The 14,601-nt window shown below is 68.3% G+C and carries 12 protein-coding genes and 2 pseudogenes; 3 read left to right on the top strand and 11 right to left on the bottom strand.

Features of this window, described 5'->3' with window-relative positions:
- Positions 1-298: 298 nt before the first annotated feature.
- Together ABT381_RS00675 and ABT381_RS00670 are read right to left on the bottom strand one after the other, a co-directional pair.
- A pseudogene (locus tag ABT381_RS00675) lies at positions 299-505 on the bottom strand (transposase); the annotation flags it as partial.
- 34 nt (positions 506-539) lie between these two features.
- Positions 540-1,277: a VOC family protein gene (locus ABT381_RS00670; RefSeq protein WP_351586054.1), complete on the bottom strand. Its 738-nt coding sequence runs from the start codon at positions 1,275-1,277 to the stop codon at positions 540-542.
- A gap of 61 nt (positions 1,278-1,338) precedes the next feature.
- On the opposite strand from ABT381_RS00670, the gene ABT381_RS00665 reads away from it, so the two are divergent.
- Positions 1,339-2,109, top strand: a complete 771-nt coding sequence (locus ABT381_RS00665) for a transposase (RefSeq protein WP_351586052.1) — start codon at positions 1,339-1,341, stop codon at positions 2,107-2,109.
- A gap of 86 nt (positions 2,110-2,195) precedes the next feature.
- On the opposite strand, the gene ABT381_RS00660 is transcribed toward ABT381_RS00665, so the two are convergent.
- The 6 genes and pseudogenes from ABT381_RS00660 to ABT381_RS00635 form a co-directional block, all read right to left on the bottom strand.
- The gene (locus ABT381_RS00660; RefSeq protein ID WP_351586050.1) at positions 2,196-2,963 is read right to left on the bottom strand and encodes an SDR family NAD(P)-dependent oxidoreductase; all 768 of its coding nucleotides are present in this window, start codon (positions 2,961-2,963) and stop codon (positions 2,196-2,198) included.
- A gap of 184 nt (positions 2,964-3,147) precedes the next feature.
- Positions 3,148-3,684 (bottom strand): cyclophilin-like fold protein, encoded by a 537-nt coding sequence (locus ABT381_RS00655; protein ID WP_351586048.1) that lies wholly within the window; start codon positions 3,682-3,684, stop codon positions 3,148-3,150.
- Positions 3,681-4,365: pseudogene (locus ABT381_RS00650) on the bottom strand (SDR family NAD(P)-dependent oxidoreductase). The gene ABT381_RS00655 and the pseudogene ABT381_RS00650 overlap by 4 nt, the downstream one beginning before the upstream one ends.
- Positions 4,366-4,522: 157 nt before the next feature.
- Positions 4,523-5,380, bottom strand: coding sequence for an aldo/keto reductase (locus tag ABT381_RS00645; RefSeq protein ID WP_351586046.1), 858 nt, complete (start codon positions 5,378-5,380; stop codon positions 4,523-4,525).
- The gene (locus ABT381_RS00640; RefSeq protein WP_351586044.1) at positions 5,377-5,811 is read right to left on the bottom strand and encodes a cupin domain-containing protein; all 435 of its coding nucleotides are present in this window, start codon (positions 5,809-5,811) and stop codon (positions 5,377-5,379) included. The genes ABT381_RS00645 and ABT381_RS00640 overlap by 4 nt, the downstream gene beginning before the upstream one ends.
- A gap of 72 nt (positions 5,812-5,883) precedes the next feature.
- Positions 5,884-6,204 carry a carboxymuconolactone decarboxylase family protein gene (locus ABT381_RS00635; RefSeq protein WP_351586042.1) on the bottom strand — a complete coding sequence of 107 codons (321 nt, stop codon included), beginning with the start codon at positions 6,202-6,204 and terminating at the stop codon, positions 5,884-5,886.
- Between the two features lie 225 nt (positions 6,205-6,429).
- Between ABT381_RS00635 and ABT381_RS00630 the strand changes: the two genes are divergently transcribed.
- Complete coding sequence (locus ABT381_RS00630) at positions 6,430-7,311, top strand: helix-turn-helix transcriptional regulator (RefSeq protein WP_351586040.1); 882 nt, start codon at positions 6,430-6,432, stop codon at positions 7,309-7,311.
- Between the two features lie 30 nt (positions 7,312-7,341).
- Here ABT381_RS00630 and ABT381_RS00625 read toward each other — a convergent pair whose 3' ends face one another.
- From ABT381_RS00625 to ABT381_RS00615, 3 genes are all read right to left on the bottom strand, one after another.
- Positions 7,342-7,689, bottom strand: a complete 348-nt coding sequence (locus tag ABT381_RS00625; RefSeq protein WP_502965693.1) for an MmyB family transcriptional regulator — start codon at positions 7,687-7,689, stop codon at positions 7,342-7,344.
- Between the two features lie 274 nt (positions 7,690-7,963).
- Entirely contained in the window at positions 7,964-10,933 is a 2,970-nt protein-coding gene (locus ABT381_RS00620) for a glycosyl hydrolase (protein WP_351586036.1), read from the bottom strand.
- 393 nt (positions 10,934-11,326) lie between these two features.
- Entirely contained in the window at positions 11,327-12,766 is a 1,440-nt protein-coding gene (locus ABT381_RS00615) for an MFS transporter (protein ID WP_351586034.1), read from the bottom strand.
- Between the two features lie 263 nt (positions 12,767-13,029).
- Between ABT381_RS00615 and ABT381_RS00610 the strand changes: the two genes are divergently transcribed.
- A complete protein-coding gene (locus ABT381_RS00610; RefSeq protein ID WP_351586032.1) occupies positions 13,030-14,601 on the top strand; it encodes a GMC oxidoreductase in 1,572 nt (523 codons plus the stop codon).

The following is a 14,601-nucleotide window of genomic DNA, read 5'->3' as shown; positions in this document are numbered from 1 at the left end:
GCTCGCACACAGATAGAAGAGCTGGAAGGCAACCCACCTCCCAACATCTCAATCGATCAACTCATCCAGAATTGGGAAGGAGGTACGCTACATCAACGACGTGCGATAATCAGGCGATACCTCCACCACATCATGATTCTCCCTACTCCTCCACTCCAAGGATTCAATCGCAGTGAGACCGTGAAGGAACGTCTCGCCCCATCGTGGAAAACACCCGAAGAGATCGCCCACTAAGGGTTGTCCCGTAAATGATCTTTGCTGAGCCGGGGACACGGATGCTGTCGGGCGGGTGGTTTGCTCAGCCCGTCAGGGCGGGGTTGTGCAGGCGTGCGATGGCGAGTATCGCGTGGTGCACACCGTCGTCCTTGAGGCGGCAGTCGCGCAGGATCTTCCAGCCCTTCATACGGGCGAAAGTATGCTCAACGCGTGCGCGAACTCGCTTGTGGGAGCGGTTGTGTTCCCGTTTCCAGCCCGGGAGTTCGGCCTGGCCTTCCGCGCGGCGGTGCGCACCGCCGCGCGGGAGCGGACGGAGCTCCGCGTCAGCCCCGGCCGAGGACGCAGAACTTGTTGCCCTCCGGGTCGGCGAGGACGACCCAGGAGACGTCACCCTGACCCACATCGGCCCGTGTCGCGCCGAGACCTTCGAGCCGGGCGACCTCCTTCGCCTGATCCTCGACAGGGTCGGACATCACGTCGAGATGGACGCGGCTCCATACGACCTTGTCATCCGGCGTGCGGCGAAACTCCAGGTACGGCCCGACGTGCTTGACGGAGCGCAGCAGGGCGCGGTCGTCGGTCAGCTCATGGACGGTCCAGTCGATCGCCTCGCCCCAGAACCGGACCATGGCCCGTGGGTCGGCGCAGTCGACGACCACGGCGGCTATGGGCCCGGTGTCCCGGTAGAGCTCTCGGGGCTCCAGGACGCTGAACACGTTGCCTTCCGGGTCGGCCAACATCGTCCGCGGCACGTCGCCCTGGCCCACGTCGACGGGCGTCGCCCCGAGGTCTTTCAGGCGTGCTACCAACTCCGCCTGATGGGCGTCGGAGGTGGTAGCGAGTTCGATGTGCACGCGGTACTTCACCGTCTCCGGGTCCGGGACGCGGACGAGATCGACGCAGACGGCGGACGGGTCCGGCCAGTCGAAGCCCACGGGTTCCAGGTTGGTGACTCCAGGGCCTTCGCTGGAAACACCCCAGCCGAGCGCCTCCGCCCAGAACTGGCCGAGCGCCGAGTCGTCCCGGGCCTTGAGGTTCACCTGAACAAGTTGCAGCGTCATGCTGCATACCCTAAGGGTTGGTTGTCCTATAATGCCTGGTCACGGCTGAGATGGTCTTGGCGTGGCTGGTGTGATCACGGCGTCGGAGCCGTCCTGGACAGCCCCTTTCAGCGGGCTGAGCCCGCGCTGCTTCGGCAAGTTGGTGACCCTGGTGCGCCGCGAGACCGCGAACGAGGCACGGCTCGGACGTCCGTGGAGCCTGCCCCTGAAGGGCCGGGTTCTGCTGGTCACCGCTTACTGGCGCACGAACTTGACGCTGCGCCGGCTCGCTCCGCTCTTCGGCGTCTCCAAGTCGGCTGCCGACCGCATCATCGATCACCTAGGCCCCAAGCTCGCGCTTCAGCCGCGCAAGCGGTTCGCGAAGGACACCGTGCTCATCGTGGACGGCACCCTCGTGCCCACCCGCGACCACACGATGGCCGAGCAGTCGAAGAACTACCGCCACTCGACCAACCACCAGATCGTCATCGACGCCGACACCCGGCTCGTCATCGTGGTCGGCCGGCCGCTGCCCGGCAACCGCAACGACTGCAAGGCGTGGGCGGAGTCCGGCGCGAAGGACGCCGTCGGCACCACGACGACCATCGCCGACGGCGGCTACCCCGGCACCGGCCTGGTAATGCCGCACCGCCGCGCGGAAGGTCAGGTCGAACTCCCGGGCTGGAAGCGGGAACACAACCGCTCCCACAAGCGAGTTCGCGCACGCGTTGAGCATGCTTTCGCCCGTATGAAGGGCTGGAAGATCCTGCGCGACTGCCGCCTCAAGGGCGACGGTGTGCACCACGCGATACTCGACATCGCACGCCTGCACAACCTCGCCCTGACGGGCTGAGCAAACCACCCGCCCGACAGCATCCGTGTCCCCGGCTCAGCAAAGATCATTTACGGGACTTTGCCTCGCTCTTCCGGCCAGCGACGTCACTGGGCGGTGTAGCCGCCGTCGACGGGGAGAGCGATGCCGGTGACGTAGCTGGCGCCGTCGCTGCACAGCCACAGGACGGCCTGGGCGATCTCGTCGGCGGTGCCGAGGCGGTCGATGGCCTGCCCGGCTTCGGCCTGGTCGCGGTTGAGTTCTCCGCCTTCGATCATGGCGTCGACCATGGGGGTGCTGATGGTGCCGGGACAGACGGCGTTGACGCGGACGCCGCGGGAGCCGTATTCGAGGGCGGTGCTCTTGGTCAGGCCGAGCACGCCGTGCTTGGTGGCGTGGTAGGCGGCGCGGCCGGGGTTGCCGACGAGGCCGCCGAGACTTGAGCAGTTGACGATGGTGCCGCTGCCCTGGTCGCGCATGTGGCGCAGCTCGTGCTTCATGGACGCCCAGATGCCGCGCAGGTTGATGTTCTGGACGCGGTCGAACTGTTCGGCGATCTCGTCGGCCGCGTCGGTGGGCGGGGGCATGATGCCGGCGTTGTTGTAGGCCATGTCGAGGCGTCCGAAGGTCTCCACGGTGCGGTCGACGGCTGCCGCGATCTGGTTCTCGTCGGCGACGTCGCAGACCAGGGCAAGGGCCTGGTGGCCGTCGTCGGCAAGCTGCTTGGCGGCGGCGTTGACGGCGTCCGCGTCGATGTCGGCGAGGGCGACGGCGGCTCCCGAGGCGGCGAAGGCGCGGGCTGTGGCCAGGCCCATGCCGGAGCCGGCGCCGGTGATGAAGGCGACCTTGCCGGTGAAGTCGTAGGTGGGGTTCATCAGGGTTTCTCCCAACGAGGTCGTGCGGGGCGGACGTTGTTCGGTGCGAGGTTGCCGCCGGCGTCTGCCCCGCAGGCTGCTCGGTGGTCTGGGCGCGCTGGGCGACGATGCACGTGGGGCTGCCTGTTCCGCTGAGGGCGAGGGCGAAGTGCTTCTTCCCATACGAGAGGAGTAGTGGTCGGGGTCAGGAGGCGGCCTCGATGGTGATGCGGTCCGCCTGGGACAGTTGGCGGGCATCGGCGTCGATGTGGCCGAGGATCAGCAGGTCCTCGGAGGCGGAGGGGCCATCCTTGTAGAAGATGGCGAGGTTGCCCCACGGGGCGTAGTAGGTGAGGTCCCCGGTCTTGGGTGCTTGCGGTTCGGGGGCGTTGTCGGTGGTCAGCTTGCGCGGCGGGTCGGCGATCCGCTCGGTTCTGTGGAAGTCCTCCAGGTCCAGGTGGAGCGGGAGCAGGGAGACGAAGTCGCGGGCGGCGGGGCTGTCGTTCAGGGTCGCGCCGACGGGCCGGCCGTCGAGGGTGACGCGGATGTCCATTGGAGCGTTCCTGTCTGAGCCGGTCGGACTCGCTGATGCCGAAGTCTGTGCGGAGGCCGGGGCGGACGACGATGCGGAGCCGGTGGCGGGGGCCTGCTCGGCTGAGCCGTCGGAGCAGGCGGTCGCGGCCGGCAGCAGCGCGCCGGCAATGGCGGTGGTCGTCAGGGCCCGGCGGAGGGTGGAAGTCATGGGGTGCTGTCCTGCGGGTCGGGCATGGGCTCGGCGTAGTGTCGGAAGCCGTCGCGGGCGGTGTGCAGGCCGTACAGCCGCTCGGCCAGGACCTCGGGGCTGGAGGTCGCGGAGTCAGGGCTGATCGCTCCGGGGACGATCAGCTGAGTGACGTGGATGTCCTCCGGCGCGAGCGCGGTGTGGAGCAGGTGTGCGTAGGCGCTCTCGCCGGCGAACGCGATCGAAGTTCCGGCTACGCTGCCCTTGGGGCGTACGGCGCTGCCGCCGTTGACGAACAGCAGCGTGCCCCGACCGAGGTCCCGCATCCCCGGCAGGACCACGTTCACGCAGGTGACCGGGGCTTTCACGGAGAACGCCAGCGAGGCGTCCAAGTCGGCGGCTGTGGTCTCCAGCACGGGCTTCATGAAGTCGGGCCGTGGCACGGGGCTGTATTGCAGGATCTCGATCGGCCCCAGGTCTTCGGCAGCCGTGCGCAGGGCGCCGGCCAGCGCGTCGGGGTTGAGGACATCGGCACTGTAGCCGCGGGGCCCGGATTCCGTCGCCGTCCAGCGCGACCACCAGGTCATCGAGGTGCCCCCGGTCGCGGGCCAGGAGTGCGACGGTGTGCCCCGCCTTGCCGAAGCGGCGGGCGGCGGCCAGACCCAGACCGGGTCCTGCGCCGACCAGTGCGAACGTGGTCATGGTGAGCCTTTCAGGAGGTGTGGATGAGGAGGCCGGGGCGCTGTGTGATCACGAATCCGATCCGCGCGGCTCCCGCATTGGCACCTCGGCGCGGATGCGTCCGGCTCGGTGCGTCATGGCCGAACCCGTGCCGGCTCCAGGTGGCTCTCGTCCGGTGTCACTTGCCGCTGTAGACGGGGAAGGCGCTGTGCTCGCCGTAGTCCACGTCGCGCAGGTCCCGCAGGGCGTCCATGTCGTCGTCGGAGATCTGGAAGTCGACCTCAGCGTTGGAGCGCATGTGCTCGGGGTTCGCCGTCTTGGGCAGCGACACGGTGCCCAGCTGAAGGGTGTAGCGGATGCACAGCTGGGGGACGGACACGCCGTACTTCTCTGCCATCGCCTGGACTTCGGCGTTCTTCAGGATCGCGCCGTGGGCGATCGGAGAGTACGCCTCGACGAGGATCTGCTTGCTCTCGCAGTAGGCCAGGAGGTCGGAGGGGGTGTTCCCGGCGTGCACGAGCAGCTGGTTCACGTGCGGGACGACGGTCGCGCCCCGCAGGATGTTCTCCAGATCGCGCTGCCGGAAGTTGGAGACGCCGATGGACCGGATCTTGCCGGCCCGGTGGGCTTCCTCCAGGGCACGCCATGCCTCGCGGTTGCCCTCGGCGTAGTCGCCGCCCCGGAAGTCGTCCCACGGCTGCGGGCTGTGGATCATCATCAGGTCGATGTGGTCCAGGCCCAGCGTGGCGAGAGAGCCGTCGATCGCGGCGACCGCTTGGTCGTAGTCCTTGATCTCCGCGGCGAGCTTGGTCGAGACGAACAGCTCGTCGCGGGGTACTGCGGCGGTGCGCACGCCCTCGCCGACGCCGCGCTCGTTTCCGTAGGCCTGGGCGGTGTCGATGTTGCGGTAGCCGATCTCCACGGCCGTGCGGACCGCCTCGGCCGCCTGGTCGTCGTCGATGAACCAGGTACCGAGCCCCAGCCTGGGAATCTCGACGCCGCCTGCCAGCGTGTAGGTCTCGTCCAGGATGGTCATGCGGTCGCTCCGTTCTTCGGCAGCTTGCAGTACACCTCGTCGGTTACGGGCTCAAGCCATTCGTTGCTGACGTCCTCGCCCGGCGTGATGAAGGCGACGTGGGAGAACCACGAGTCGGCCTTCGCGCCGTGCCAGTGCTTCGTGCCCGCCGGAACGCGGACCACCGTTCCCGGCTCCATGCTGACGGGGTCCTCGCCCTCGGCCTGGTACCAGCCGCTGCCCGCCGTGCACAGCAGGATCTGGTCACCGCCGCCGCCCGTGCCGTGGTGGATGTGCCAGTTGTTGCGGCAGCCCGGCTCGAAGGAGACGTTGCTGACGGGAACGCTCCCCGAGGCGAGCGGAGCCAGGTAGCTCTGGCCGATGAAGTACTGCGCGAAGGCGTCGTTCTTCTCCCCGAGGGGGAAGATCTGATCAAATCCGTTGACGGACATCTCGTTCTCTCCGTTGATTTCGACACGCCCCGCTGACCGTGCGGGGCATCGTTGCGCGGGTCGCGCCGGTGATCAGGCGGCCCGCTCGTCGGCGATCTTCTTGAGCTGCGTGATCGCGGTCATGGCATTGGGCCACCCTGCGTAGAAGGCCAGGTGCGTGATCGCCTCGGACAGCTCCTCCACCGTGAGCCCGTTGTCCAGGGCCACACCCAGGTGGTAGGGCAGTTGCTCGCTGCGGTAGAGGGCGGCCAGCACACTCACGGTGACCAGGCTGCGGTCCCGCGGCGACAGCCCGAGCCGCTCCCACACGTCCTGGAACAGGACCTCGTTGGTGATCTCGACCAGCTTCGGCGCGATACCGGCCAGCTCCTGGGGTGCGGACTGCTTCGCCATGAGGGGACTCCCTACGATCATTCGAACACGGGATGCGGCACTTCTCACCGTCGGCCCTGCCGGTCCCGACGGCATCCGCAGACGGGTTCCCACCCTTCGCGGACCGCAGCCACATCCACTGCCACCATCGAGGAAACCGCAGCTCACAGCCGTGCGGAAGGCACTGCCGTTACAGGTACTGACAGAACCCCCCAGCCCTGCTCCACCGCGCCTAGCCTGGACGGCATGGACACCGCCCACGAGATCCGCGAGTTCCTCGCCACCCGCCGCGCCAAGATCACCCCGCAGCAGGCCGGGCTGCCCGCCTTCGGCGGCGGCAACCGCCGCGTCCCCGGGCTGCGCCGGGAGGAAGTCGCCCTGCTCGCCGGTGTCAGCATCGACTACTACACCCGCCTGGAACGCGGCCGGCTCGCGGGCGCCTCGGAGGAAGTCCTCGACGCCCTCAGCCGAGCCCTCCAGCTCGACGAGGCCGAACGCGCCCACCTCCACGACCTGGCCGCCGCCCAGCGCCACCGCCCGGCCCGCCGCACCCCGCGCAGGACCAAGACCCCCGTTCCCGCCAGCCTCACCCGCATCCTGCACTCCATGACCGACGCCCCGGCCTTCATCCGCAACGGACGCCTCGACATCCTCGCGGTCAACCCGCTCGGCCGCGCCCTCTACGCCCCCCTTTTCACCAGCCAGGCACGCCCCGTGAACATCGCCCGCTTCCAGTTCCTCGACCCCACCAGCCGCGACTTCTTCCCCGACTGGAACGCCGCCGTCAACACCACCGTCTCGCTGCTGCGCACCGAAGCCGGCCGCGCCCCGGGCGACGCCGAGCTGACCGGACTGATCGGCGAGCTGGTCACCCGCAGCGACGAGTTCCGCACGGCCTGGGCGAAACACAACGTGCGCCTGCACCACACCGGCCGCAAACCCTTCCGCCACCCGGTGATCGGCGAGATCACCCTCGACTTCGACGCCATGGAACTGCCCGCACAGCCCGGCCTCACCCTGACCGCCTACAGCGCCGAACCCGGTACACCCGAGCACGACGCCCTGCGCCTGCTCGCCTCCTGGGCCGCTACTGACCAGGAACACAAGGACGACCCAGCCCGCTCCTGACGTGCTCAGGGCCCGCCCAAAACCAGCAGGTCAGCTCACAGCTGTGGGCACAGCCAGCGTGGGATGCGCATCGTCCCCGTCGGACAGCAGCCGCACGCGGCGCGCCGACTCGCTGACGGGCTCGGCTGTCACCGACAGCATCAGGTCCGGCCGCCCCGGGAGCGCTGGGGGCTCGAACGGGAGACTCAGCCGCCGCGCCGCAGGATGCTCGCACCCCTTCACTCCCCTCCGGTGCAGCCTCACCTCGTGATCGCGCCAGCACCCGCCAAACGGCTCGCCGACCGCCGACGACTCCTCCACCGACTCGTTCATCGCCTGGTCATCCAGCACCGTCCCGACGCCCGTCCGCAACAGCGGCGACGGTGTTACGGACCGGATCGCCCCAGTCGGGCTGGCGGTGTAGAGGCCGGGGAGGTAGACGGGGTTGCGGTGGGGATCGACCGGGCCCTTGGTGCATGATGACCAGGCACCGCGCCTCGGCGACTGGATCAGGCGCGGCCGCTGATCGCAACATGCCCCGGCCGCTGTCGGTTGTGCACCACTGAGCCCGCCGCCCGTGGAGAGCTTCCGCGGGCGGCGGGCTAGTGCGGCTACCGGCTCTGCAGCTGGTGCTGTCTGGCCTACCGCGGTTCAGCGAACGCTTCTGCGGTGCTCACCGCGAGCGCATGCGGGACGTCGTAGATGGTGCGACCTTCACTCTGGCGTAGGGCAGCAGCCTGACCGGGCCGAGCAGCCCGTAGGGCTGTGTACTGGGGTACTTCGCGTAGAGCGCAAGGTTTTCCGCGCTGCTCTGGCGGGCGACTCTTACTAGTTCGTTTCGCAGGGTGGTCGTCAGGTCCACGGTCAGGTGGTTGGTTCCCGGCCGCAGCAGTTCCGTCACATCCATTGATGTCGGCAGGATGCCAGGGGTCACCAGGGAGCCGTTCACTTGGACCTGGATCGAACCGTGGACCTCACCGAGTTCGAGACGAACGCCGCGGGACGCCTCAAGCCAGGTTCCCGGTATGTGCACCGCCGCGGTATATCTTCCCCGGCCGGACACCGACGCGAGAGCCTCGATCTCGCGCCAGTCCTTGAGAGTGTCCAGGCGGACCCCGTGGACGACGGTGCCGTGAGGGGCGGCTTCCTCGACCCGCAGGTGCCAGGATTCGGGGCTGCGCGCATCGGGAAGTGCAGGGACCGTGAACGATCTGGCGCTGCCGTCGCTGAGACGGACGTGCCGCGCTCCCGGGGAGGTCTCTCGTGCCTCGAGCTGGCCATGCTCTGTTGCGAAGAGGTGGGCTGAACCGTCCACCGCGTGCAGGTATGACGCCCCACCGAACATGAGCATGAGTGTCTCGCCCGGTTCCAGGGTCAGCGTCATCCGGGTACGGCCCTGGTCCTGGCTGTACTGAGCACAATCGGTTGTCTTGCCGGTCCACAGATCGATCACCTGTGGAGCGCCCGCGTCGACCGCGAAGGATGCGGTGAAGGACTCGCTGTTCTGCCCGGCGTTCCACAGGTAGAACAGCTCGGTGTCGCCGAGATCGCGCCGTTGGGAGTACACCGGCACCTGACGGTCCCAGGCGGCGGCCGGGCGTATCTTGAGAGAGTTCAGGGCGGCAAGGACATCGGACGGTTCGGCCGCCCGGAGGGCGCGTCCCGACCGCATGATCTGCCGGACGGACTCCCGGACCACGTGGTCCTCGGTCCCGGCGTCGGTGTTCCCGGTTCCGCGTTGCGGCAGGGAGCCGACGAACACCACGGCGAGACCGCGACGGACATGGCGAAGAAGAGCTTGTGCGACGTTGCCTGGCAATGCACGCTCGTCGACAATCAGTGCGCGGTAGCGAGGGCCCTGCGGGTAGAGCATCCCGTTGCCCTGCGCTGCGGCATCGGTGATTCCCAGAGGGTCGATGAACTCGAGGGAGTAGCCGGCGTTCTCGATTGCGACGGAGTCGAAGAACGCGGTTGGCCGCTCGGCCTTGGCAAGGTCTTCCTCGGAGGCGTCGCCCAGTACGAACTGCTGCCAGCCTGCGCGGGCTGCGGTGGTGAGGAAGCCGTCGCGGTAGACGGCGAGGTCGACACGGGCCCGGCCCAGTTCCAGCAGGAGAGCTCCGCGGGCCCAGTAGTTCGCCAGGGGCTTCCACATGTCCCATTGCGGAAACGTGCGGTGGTTCCAGCTCTCCGAGGTCAGACCGCCGAACCTGTCCCACCCTGGCCACGGTGAGTCGGGGCTCTGGTGCCCGTAGCCGTGGATGACCGGGCGGGTGATGCCGCAGGCCCATGCCTTGTCCACGAAATTCTTGTAGTCGCTCAGCCATTCCTTGTTCGCACGCAGCATCTCGGCGCCGGTCTCCAGAGATACCTGGTTGCCGCCGCCCTGGTGCGAGCCGCCGGCGAGCGAGCGGTAGTGGTCCAGGGTGAAGGCGAGGTTCTCGTTGTTCAGTGGCCAGAAGTCACCGGCGTTCAGGGTCTCGTCATCGACTACACCGCCCGAGCGCGCCAATTCCCGTGCGCTTCTGATGGCGTCGAAGGTGTTGCCGAAAGCGACCTGGCTGCGAAAGCGCATGCCCAGTGTCGAAGCCCATCGCTGCAGGGGCAGGAGGTGCTGGTGGACGTAGAGGTCCGTCAGCGTCCGGTAGAAGTCGCGACGGACGCGCTCGCCCGCTTCCTGTGGCAGGTCGAAGTCGGGTCGCGGTAGAGGGTCCGGCACCCAGTAGCCGTCCCTGCCCTGGACGAACACCAACGGCAGGTACGGTACGAGGTCGTAACCGCGGCGAGCCTGGAACTCCTCGAGCAGTTTCCAGGTCCAGAACAGGGTCGTCTCACATTCGAGGGAGTCCTCGAAGAAGTGGTTCCCGACCGACCGGAGCGCTGCGAGGTTCTCCCTGCCGATCTGTTCGCGCTCGATGTAGTCGGTGACAGCGGCGACGCTCTCGGCATTGAGCACGTCACTGATGTCCTGGGCGGAGTTGCGTTGCCAGAAGGCGAACAGCACGTGTGGGCCGGTCGGCGCGGTCCAGTCGAGGACGCCGTCTCGTACCAGAGCGGTCAGGTCGACAAGGCTGTCGGGATCGAGCACCGTGGTGGATGCCGGCGGAGTGCCGACCTCGGTGACGGCCGGTCCTGGGCTCAGCACCCGGGCGGCGGTGACGGCGATCAGCTTCGCGTTGCGGGTGGTGCCCGCGTCGTCCAGGGGCCTTGGGACAGGGCCATGGAACCGGCCTTCGCCTTCGAGGTCGTGGCGGCCGTAGATCAGCTCCTGCTGGGACAGCCGGTTCTTCGAGGTGTTGGGGGTTGTCACGGGCCAGGCCGCCCCCAGCGTCAAGTCGACCTTGATTCCGGCACGCTCAGCGTGCTGCAGTACCGTCCGCAGCGTCTGCCGCTGGCTCGGTGTGGCCCATCCTTCCTCGTTGAAGGCGATCTCCACGGTTCCGAAGCCCGCGTCGGCAAAGGCCGCCACCTCCTCTTCGAAGCCTTCCTTCCCGTAGGGCGGAGCCCACCACCAGCGGAACTTGGGGCGGACCGCCGCGGGTGATGCGGCCAGGTCTCGGCGAAGGCCCTTGGTGACGGGCAACGTTTTACGCGGCGCCGCGGCGTGGGCCGTAGTTCCTGGCAGCAGCTGTGCGCTGAGGTTCATCACTGCGCTTCCGGCTGCCCAGCGGAGCATTCGGCGTCGAGACAGAGGTGTACTCACAGCGGCTTCTCCTGGAGAGGTCGAGGTGGGACGGGGGGCGAGGCACTGCCAGGGACCGCCCGTCTCGCACGTCATCTGAAGTCAAGGTCGCCTGTGCAGGCGGTCGTACGCCGGCGAGGTCGCTCGTTGCCAGGGCCAAGAGTTTCGAGTGGCAGCCGCCGAACCGGAGCCGGAGGCGAGGGAGGCCTCACAGGTGGTTGCTGCTCGCCCGGTGTCGAAGCTGTGACCGGTGGTGGGGCCGGCCTGTCGGCTGCGGCCGGTGAGCTTCTCATGCCGGTCGCCGGGCGCATACCAGCCGGTGGCCGCACGGCGGTCCAACGGGGTGGGCTGTCAGTACTACCGCTTCTTGCGGAGGTGGAGGTCGGCCTTGATGCCGGGCAGTTTCGCCTCCAGGCGGTACGTCGCGATCACTGCGGCCTGCAGGGCTGCGATCAGAGCGGGCAGGCCGATGAAGAGCAGGCCGATGCCCTCGCTCACCTGTGGGGTGACCGCGTCGGGCCGGTAGTCGATACCCGCCAAGCCCCAGGCAAGACAGGCCGAACCCAGTGCGGCACCGATCTTGGTGCTCATGCTGTAGCCGGCGAACAACAGGCCCTCGTCGCGGCGACCGCTGCGCCATTCATGCCACTCAGTCGTGTCCGCCACGAGCGCGGGGACTGCGACGAATCCCAGCCCGCCGACGAGGTTGGCCACGAAAAAGACCACGGTGAAGGCAACGAGGTCATCGCGCAGGAAGAACAGGGGGACGGAGAGGGCGATGCAGGTGACGAGGCCCAGCAAGATCCCTCGGCGGTGCCCGAGCGCTCGAAGAACCCGCGCGGTGACCAGGGAACCGAGCACTGCGGACAAGGAGAAGGCCAGCAGAATGATCGAGACGGCTGCGGGCTTGTCCAGCACATGCAAGGCGAAGTACACGGCGCCGCCGGTGATGACGCCGAGCCGGGCGAAGGACAGGATGGAGAAGATGAACACGGTGAGCCACGGCGTGTTCCCGGCCAGGGCCTTGATCGAGTCCGTGATACCTGCCCGGTCCTCGACCACGGGCGCGGCGGGCACACGCTCTTTGACGAGGGAGAAGACGGCCCAGAACAGGACCATGCCGATCACCGCGTACAGGCCGGCCGTCCAGGCGAATCCCGACCGGGACGTCGACGAGCCGCCGAACAGGTTGATCAGCGGCTGGGTCGCCGTGGAGACCACGATCAGGCCGATGCCGACTCCGAACGAACGCATGCCGGCCAACTGCATCCGCGTTCCGGAATCGCGGGTCGTCATGGCCATGAGCGCGCCGTAGGGGACATTGACCAGCGAGTACGCCAGGCCGACGAGGACGAACGTCGCGTAGGCGTAGATCAGCGCGGCCGTGCCGCCGCCCCCTGGAGTGAGGAACGTCAGCAGGGTCAGGACGCTGAGCAGCGGCGCCCCGACAAACAGGTAGGGCCTGGCGCGCCCCCACCGCGAGGCGGTGCGGTCCAGGACCAGTCCGACCGTCGGGTCGAAGAGGGCGTCGAGCAGGCGCGCGATCAGCATCAGAGTGCCCGCAGCCCCGGCCACGATCCCGGCGACGTCGGTGTAGAAGAAGAGCAAGTAGCTGGAGATCGTGGTCCATGTCAGGTTGGACGCCACGTCGCCCAGCACGAAAGCCGCTCGTTCACTCCGGCGTACGGCCCGCGGGTCATCCGCTGGGTCGAGCGGTACAACGGCGGTGCCGCCTTCAGCGGCCGACTTCGGTCCTAGCGGGCCCTTGCCCGGCGCGCCGGGCTGCCTGGTGCTCATCGTCGAGTCCTCACGTCAGCGTCATTGCCTGGACGGCTTCTGGCGCATCTTGTGACCTGACGGAACCTAAGTCAATGCTCTGAACAAGACCTCTGTAGCGCCTTCTTTTCCTGTTCGAGAACCCAACGGGTTGTCTTTGGTGCCACAGGCACCTAAGTTGAGCATCGGTCGAGCACGCGGCGCGGAAGTGTGTCTGCTGCGTCGACGTAACCGTTTCTGAGAACAGGTGCCCGCACGTCATGCGGCGCCCGAGGAGGCCCCGGATGCCCCGTTCCGCCAATACCGCCGAGAGCACCGCCTCCGAGGGGGGAGCCAGGTTTCCTGACGAGGTCGATGTGGCGATCGTCGGCAGCGGTCCGGCGGGGGCCGCCTACGCCCGGGTGCTCAGCGAACTAGCCCCCCAGCTGACAGTTGCCGCCTTCGAGGTGGGACCGCTGATCAGCGATCCGCCGGGCGCCCATGTGAAGAACATCGAGGACGCCGAGCGGCGGGCGGCGGCGCAGCGCGCCTCCGAGGGCCCACACCCGTTCGTCGAGGCCCAGTCGACCGACACGATGGATGGCTACGCCAGCGACCAGCGAAGGCTGCAGCGTCCGGGCACCTTCCTGCTGGAGGAGGGGTGGCAGCAGGACGGCGAGGACGGATTGCCGGCCGCCGCGATGTCCAGCAACGTGGGCGGAATGGGGGCGCACTGGACGGGGGCGTGCCCCCGCCCGGGAGACAGCGAGATCATTCCTTTCCTGCCAGAGCTGTCCGCCCTGCTGGACGAGGCCGAGCGGCTGCTCGGCGTCACGGGCAAGGTGCTGGCGGATGCCCCGTTCGCCAACACGGTCCGCAAACGGCTCTCGGTCGCCCTCGACCACGACCGCGCCGGCGACCGGCAAGTACAGCCAATGCCGATTGCCGTGCAGCGCACGCCCGACGGACGGCTCCTGTGGTGCGGTGCGGACGTGGTATTCGGCGACGCCACCCGGGCCAATCCCCGCTTCTCGCTGTTCGCCGAAGCGCTGGTGACCCGTGTCCTGCTCGCCGAGGAGGGGACGGCCGTACGCGGGGTGCGGGTCCGTGACCAGCGCACGGGCACTGACCACGACATTGCGGCGCGCTACGTCGTGGTGGCCGGCGACAGTCTGCGTACTCCGCAGCTGCTGCACGCATCCGAAGTACGCCCCGCCGCTCTGGGCCGCTACCTCAACGACCAGCCCCAGATCGTGTACGCCGTACGGATGCGCGATCTGCCCGACCGCCCCACGACACAGGACGATGGCGGGGGCGTCACGGCCAGCAGTGGCGTCACCTGGGTGCCCTTCACCGACAGCCACCCCTTCCACGGCCAGGTCATGCAGCTCGATGCCTCACCGGTTCCCCTGGCCGACGAGAACCTGGTGCCCGGATCGGTGGTCGGGCTCGGCTGGTTCTGCGCCAAGGACCTCCGGGCGGAAGACCGGGTCGCCTTCCGGGACGACGAGCCGGACGGGTACGGCATGCCCGCGATGGAAATCCACTACCGGCTCACCGAGGCGGACCACGCCGCCATCGCGGACGCCCGAACGGAGATCCTGCGTGCTGCGGCCGCCCTCGGCGAGCCGCTCGACGACACCCCGCCCCTGATCTTCCCGGCGGGCGCCTCGCTGCACTACCAGGGCACCGTCAGGATGGGCGCCACCGATGACGGCACCTCGGTCTGCGATCCGACCAGCCAGGTGTGGGGGGTGCGTGGCCTGTTCGTGGCAGGCAACGGTGTCATCCCCACCGCCACGGCCTGCAATCCCACGCTGACCGCGGTCGCCCTTGCCATCGGCGGCGCACGCAGCATCGCCGATGCCGAACGCTGA

Source organism: Streptomyces sp. NPDC000151 (assembly GCF_040301705.1).
GTDB lineage: Bacteria > Actinomycetota > Actinomycetes > Streptomycetales > Streptomycetaceae > Streptomyces.
Note: the sequence above shows the minus strand (reverse complement) of the source record. Positions and strands in the feature narration are given on the sequence as shown.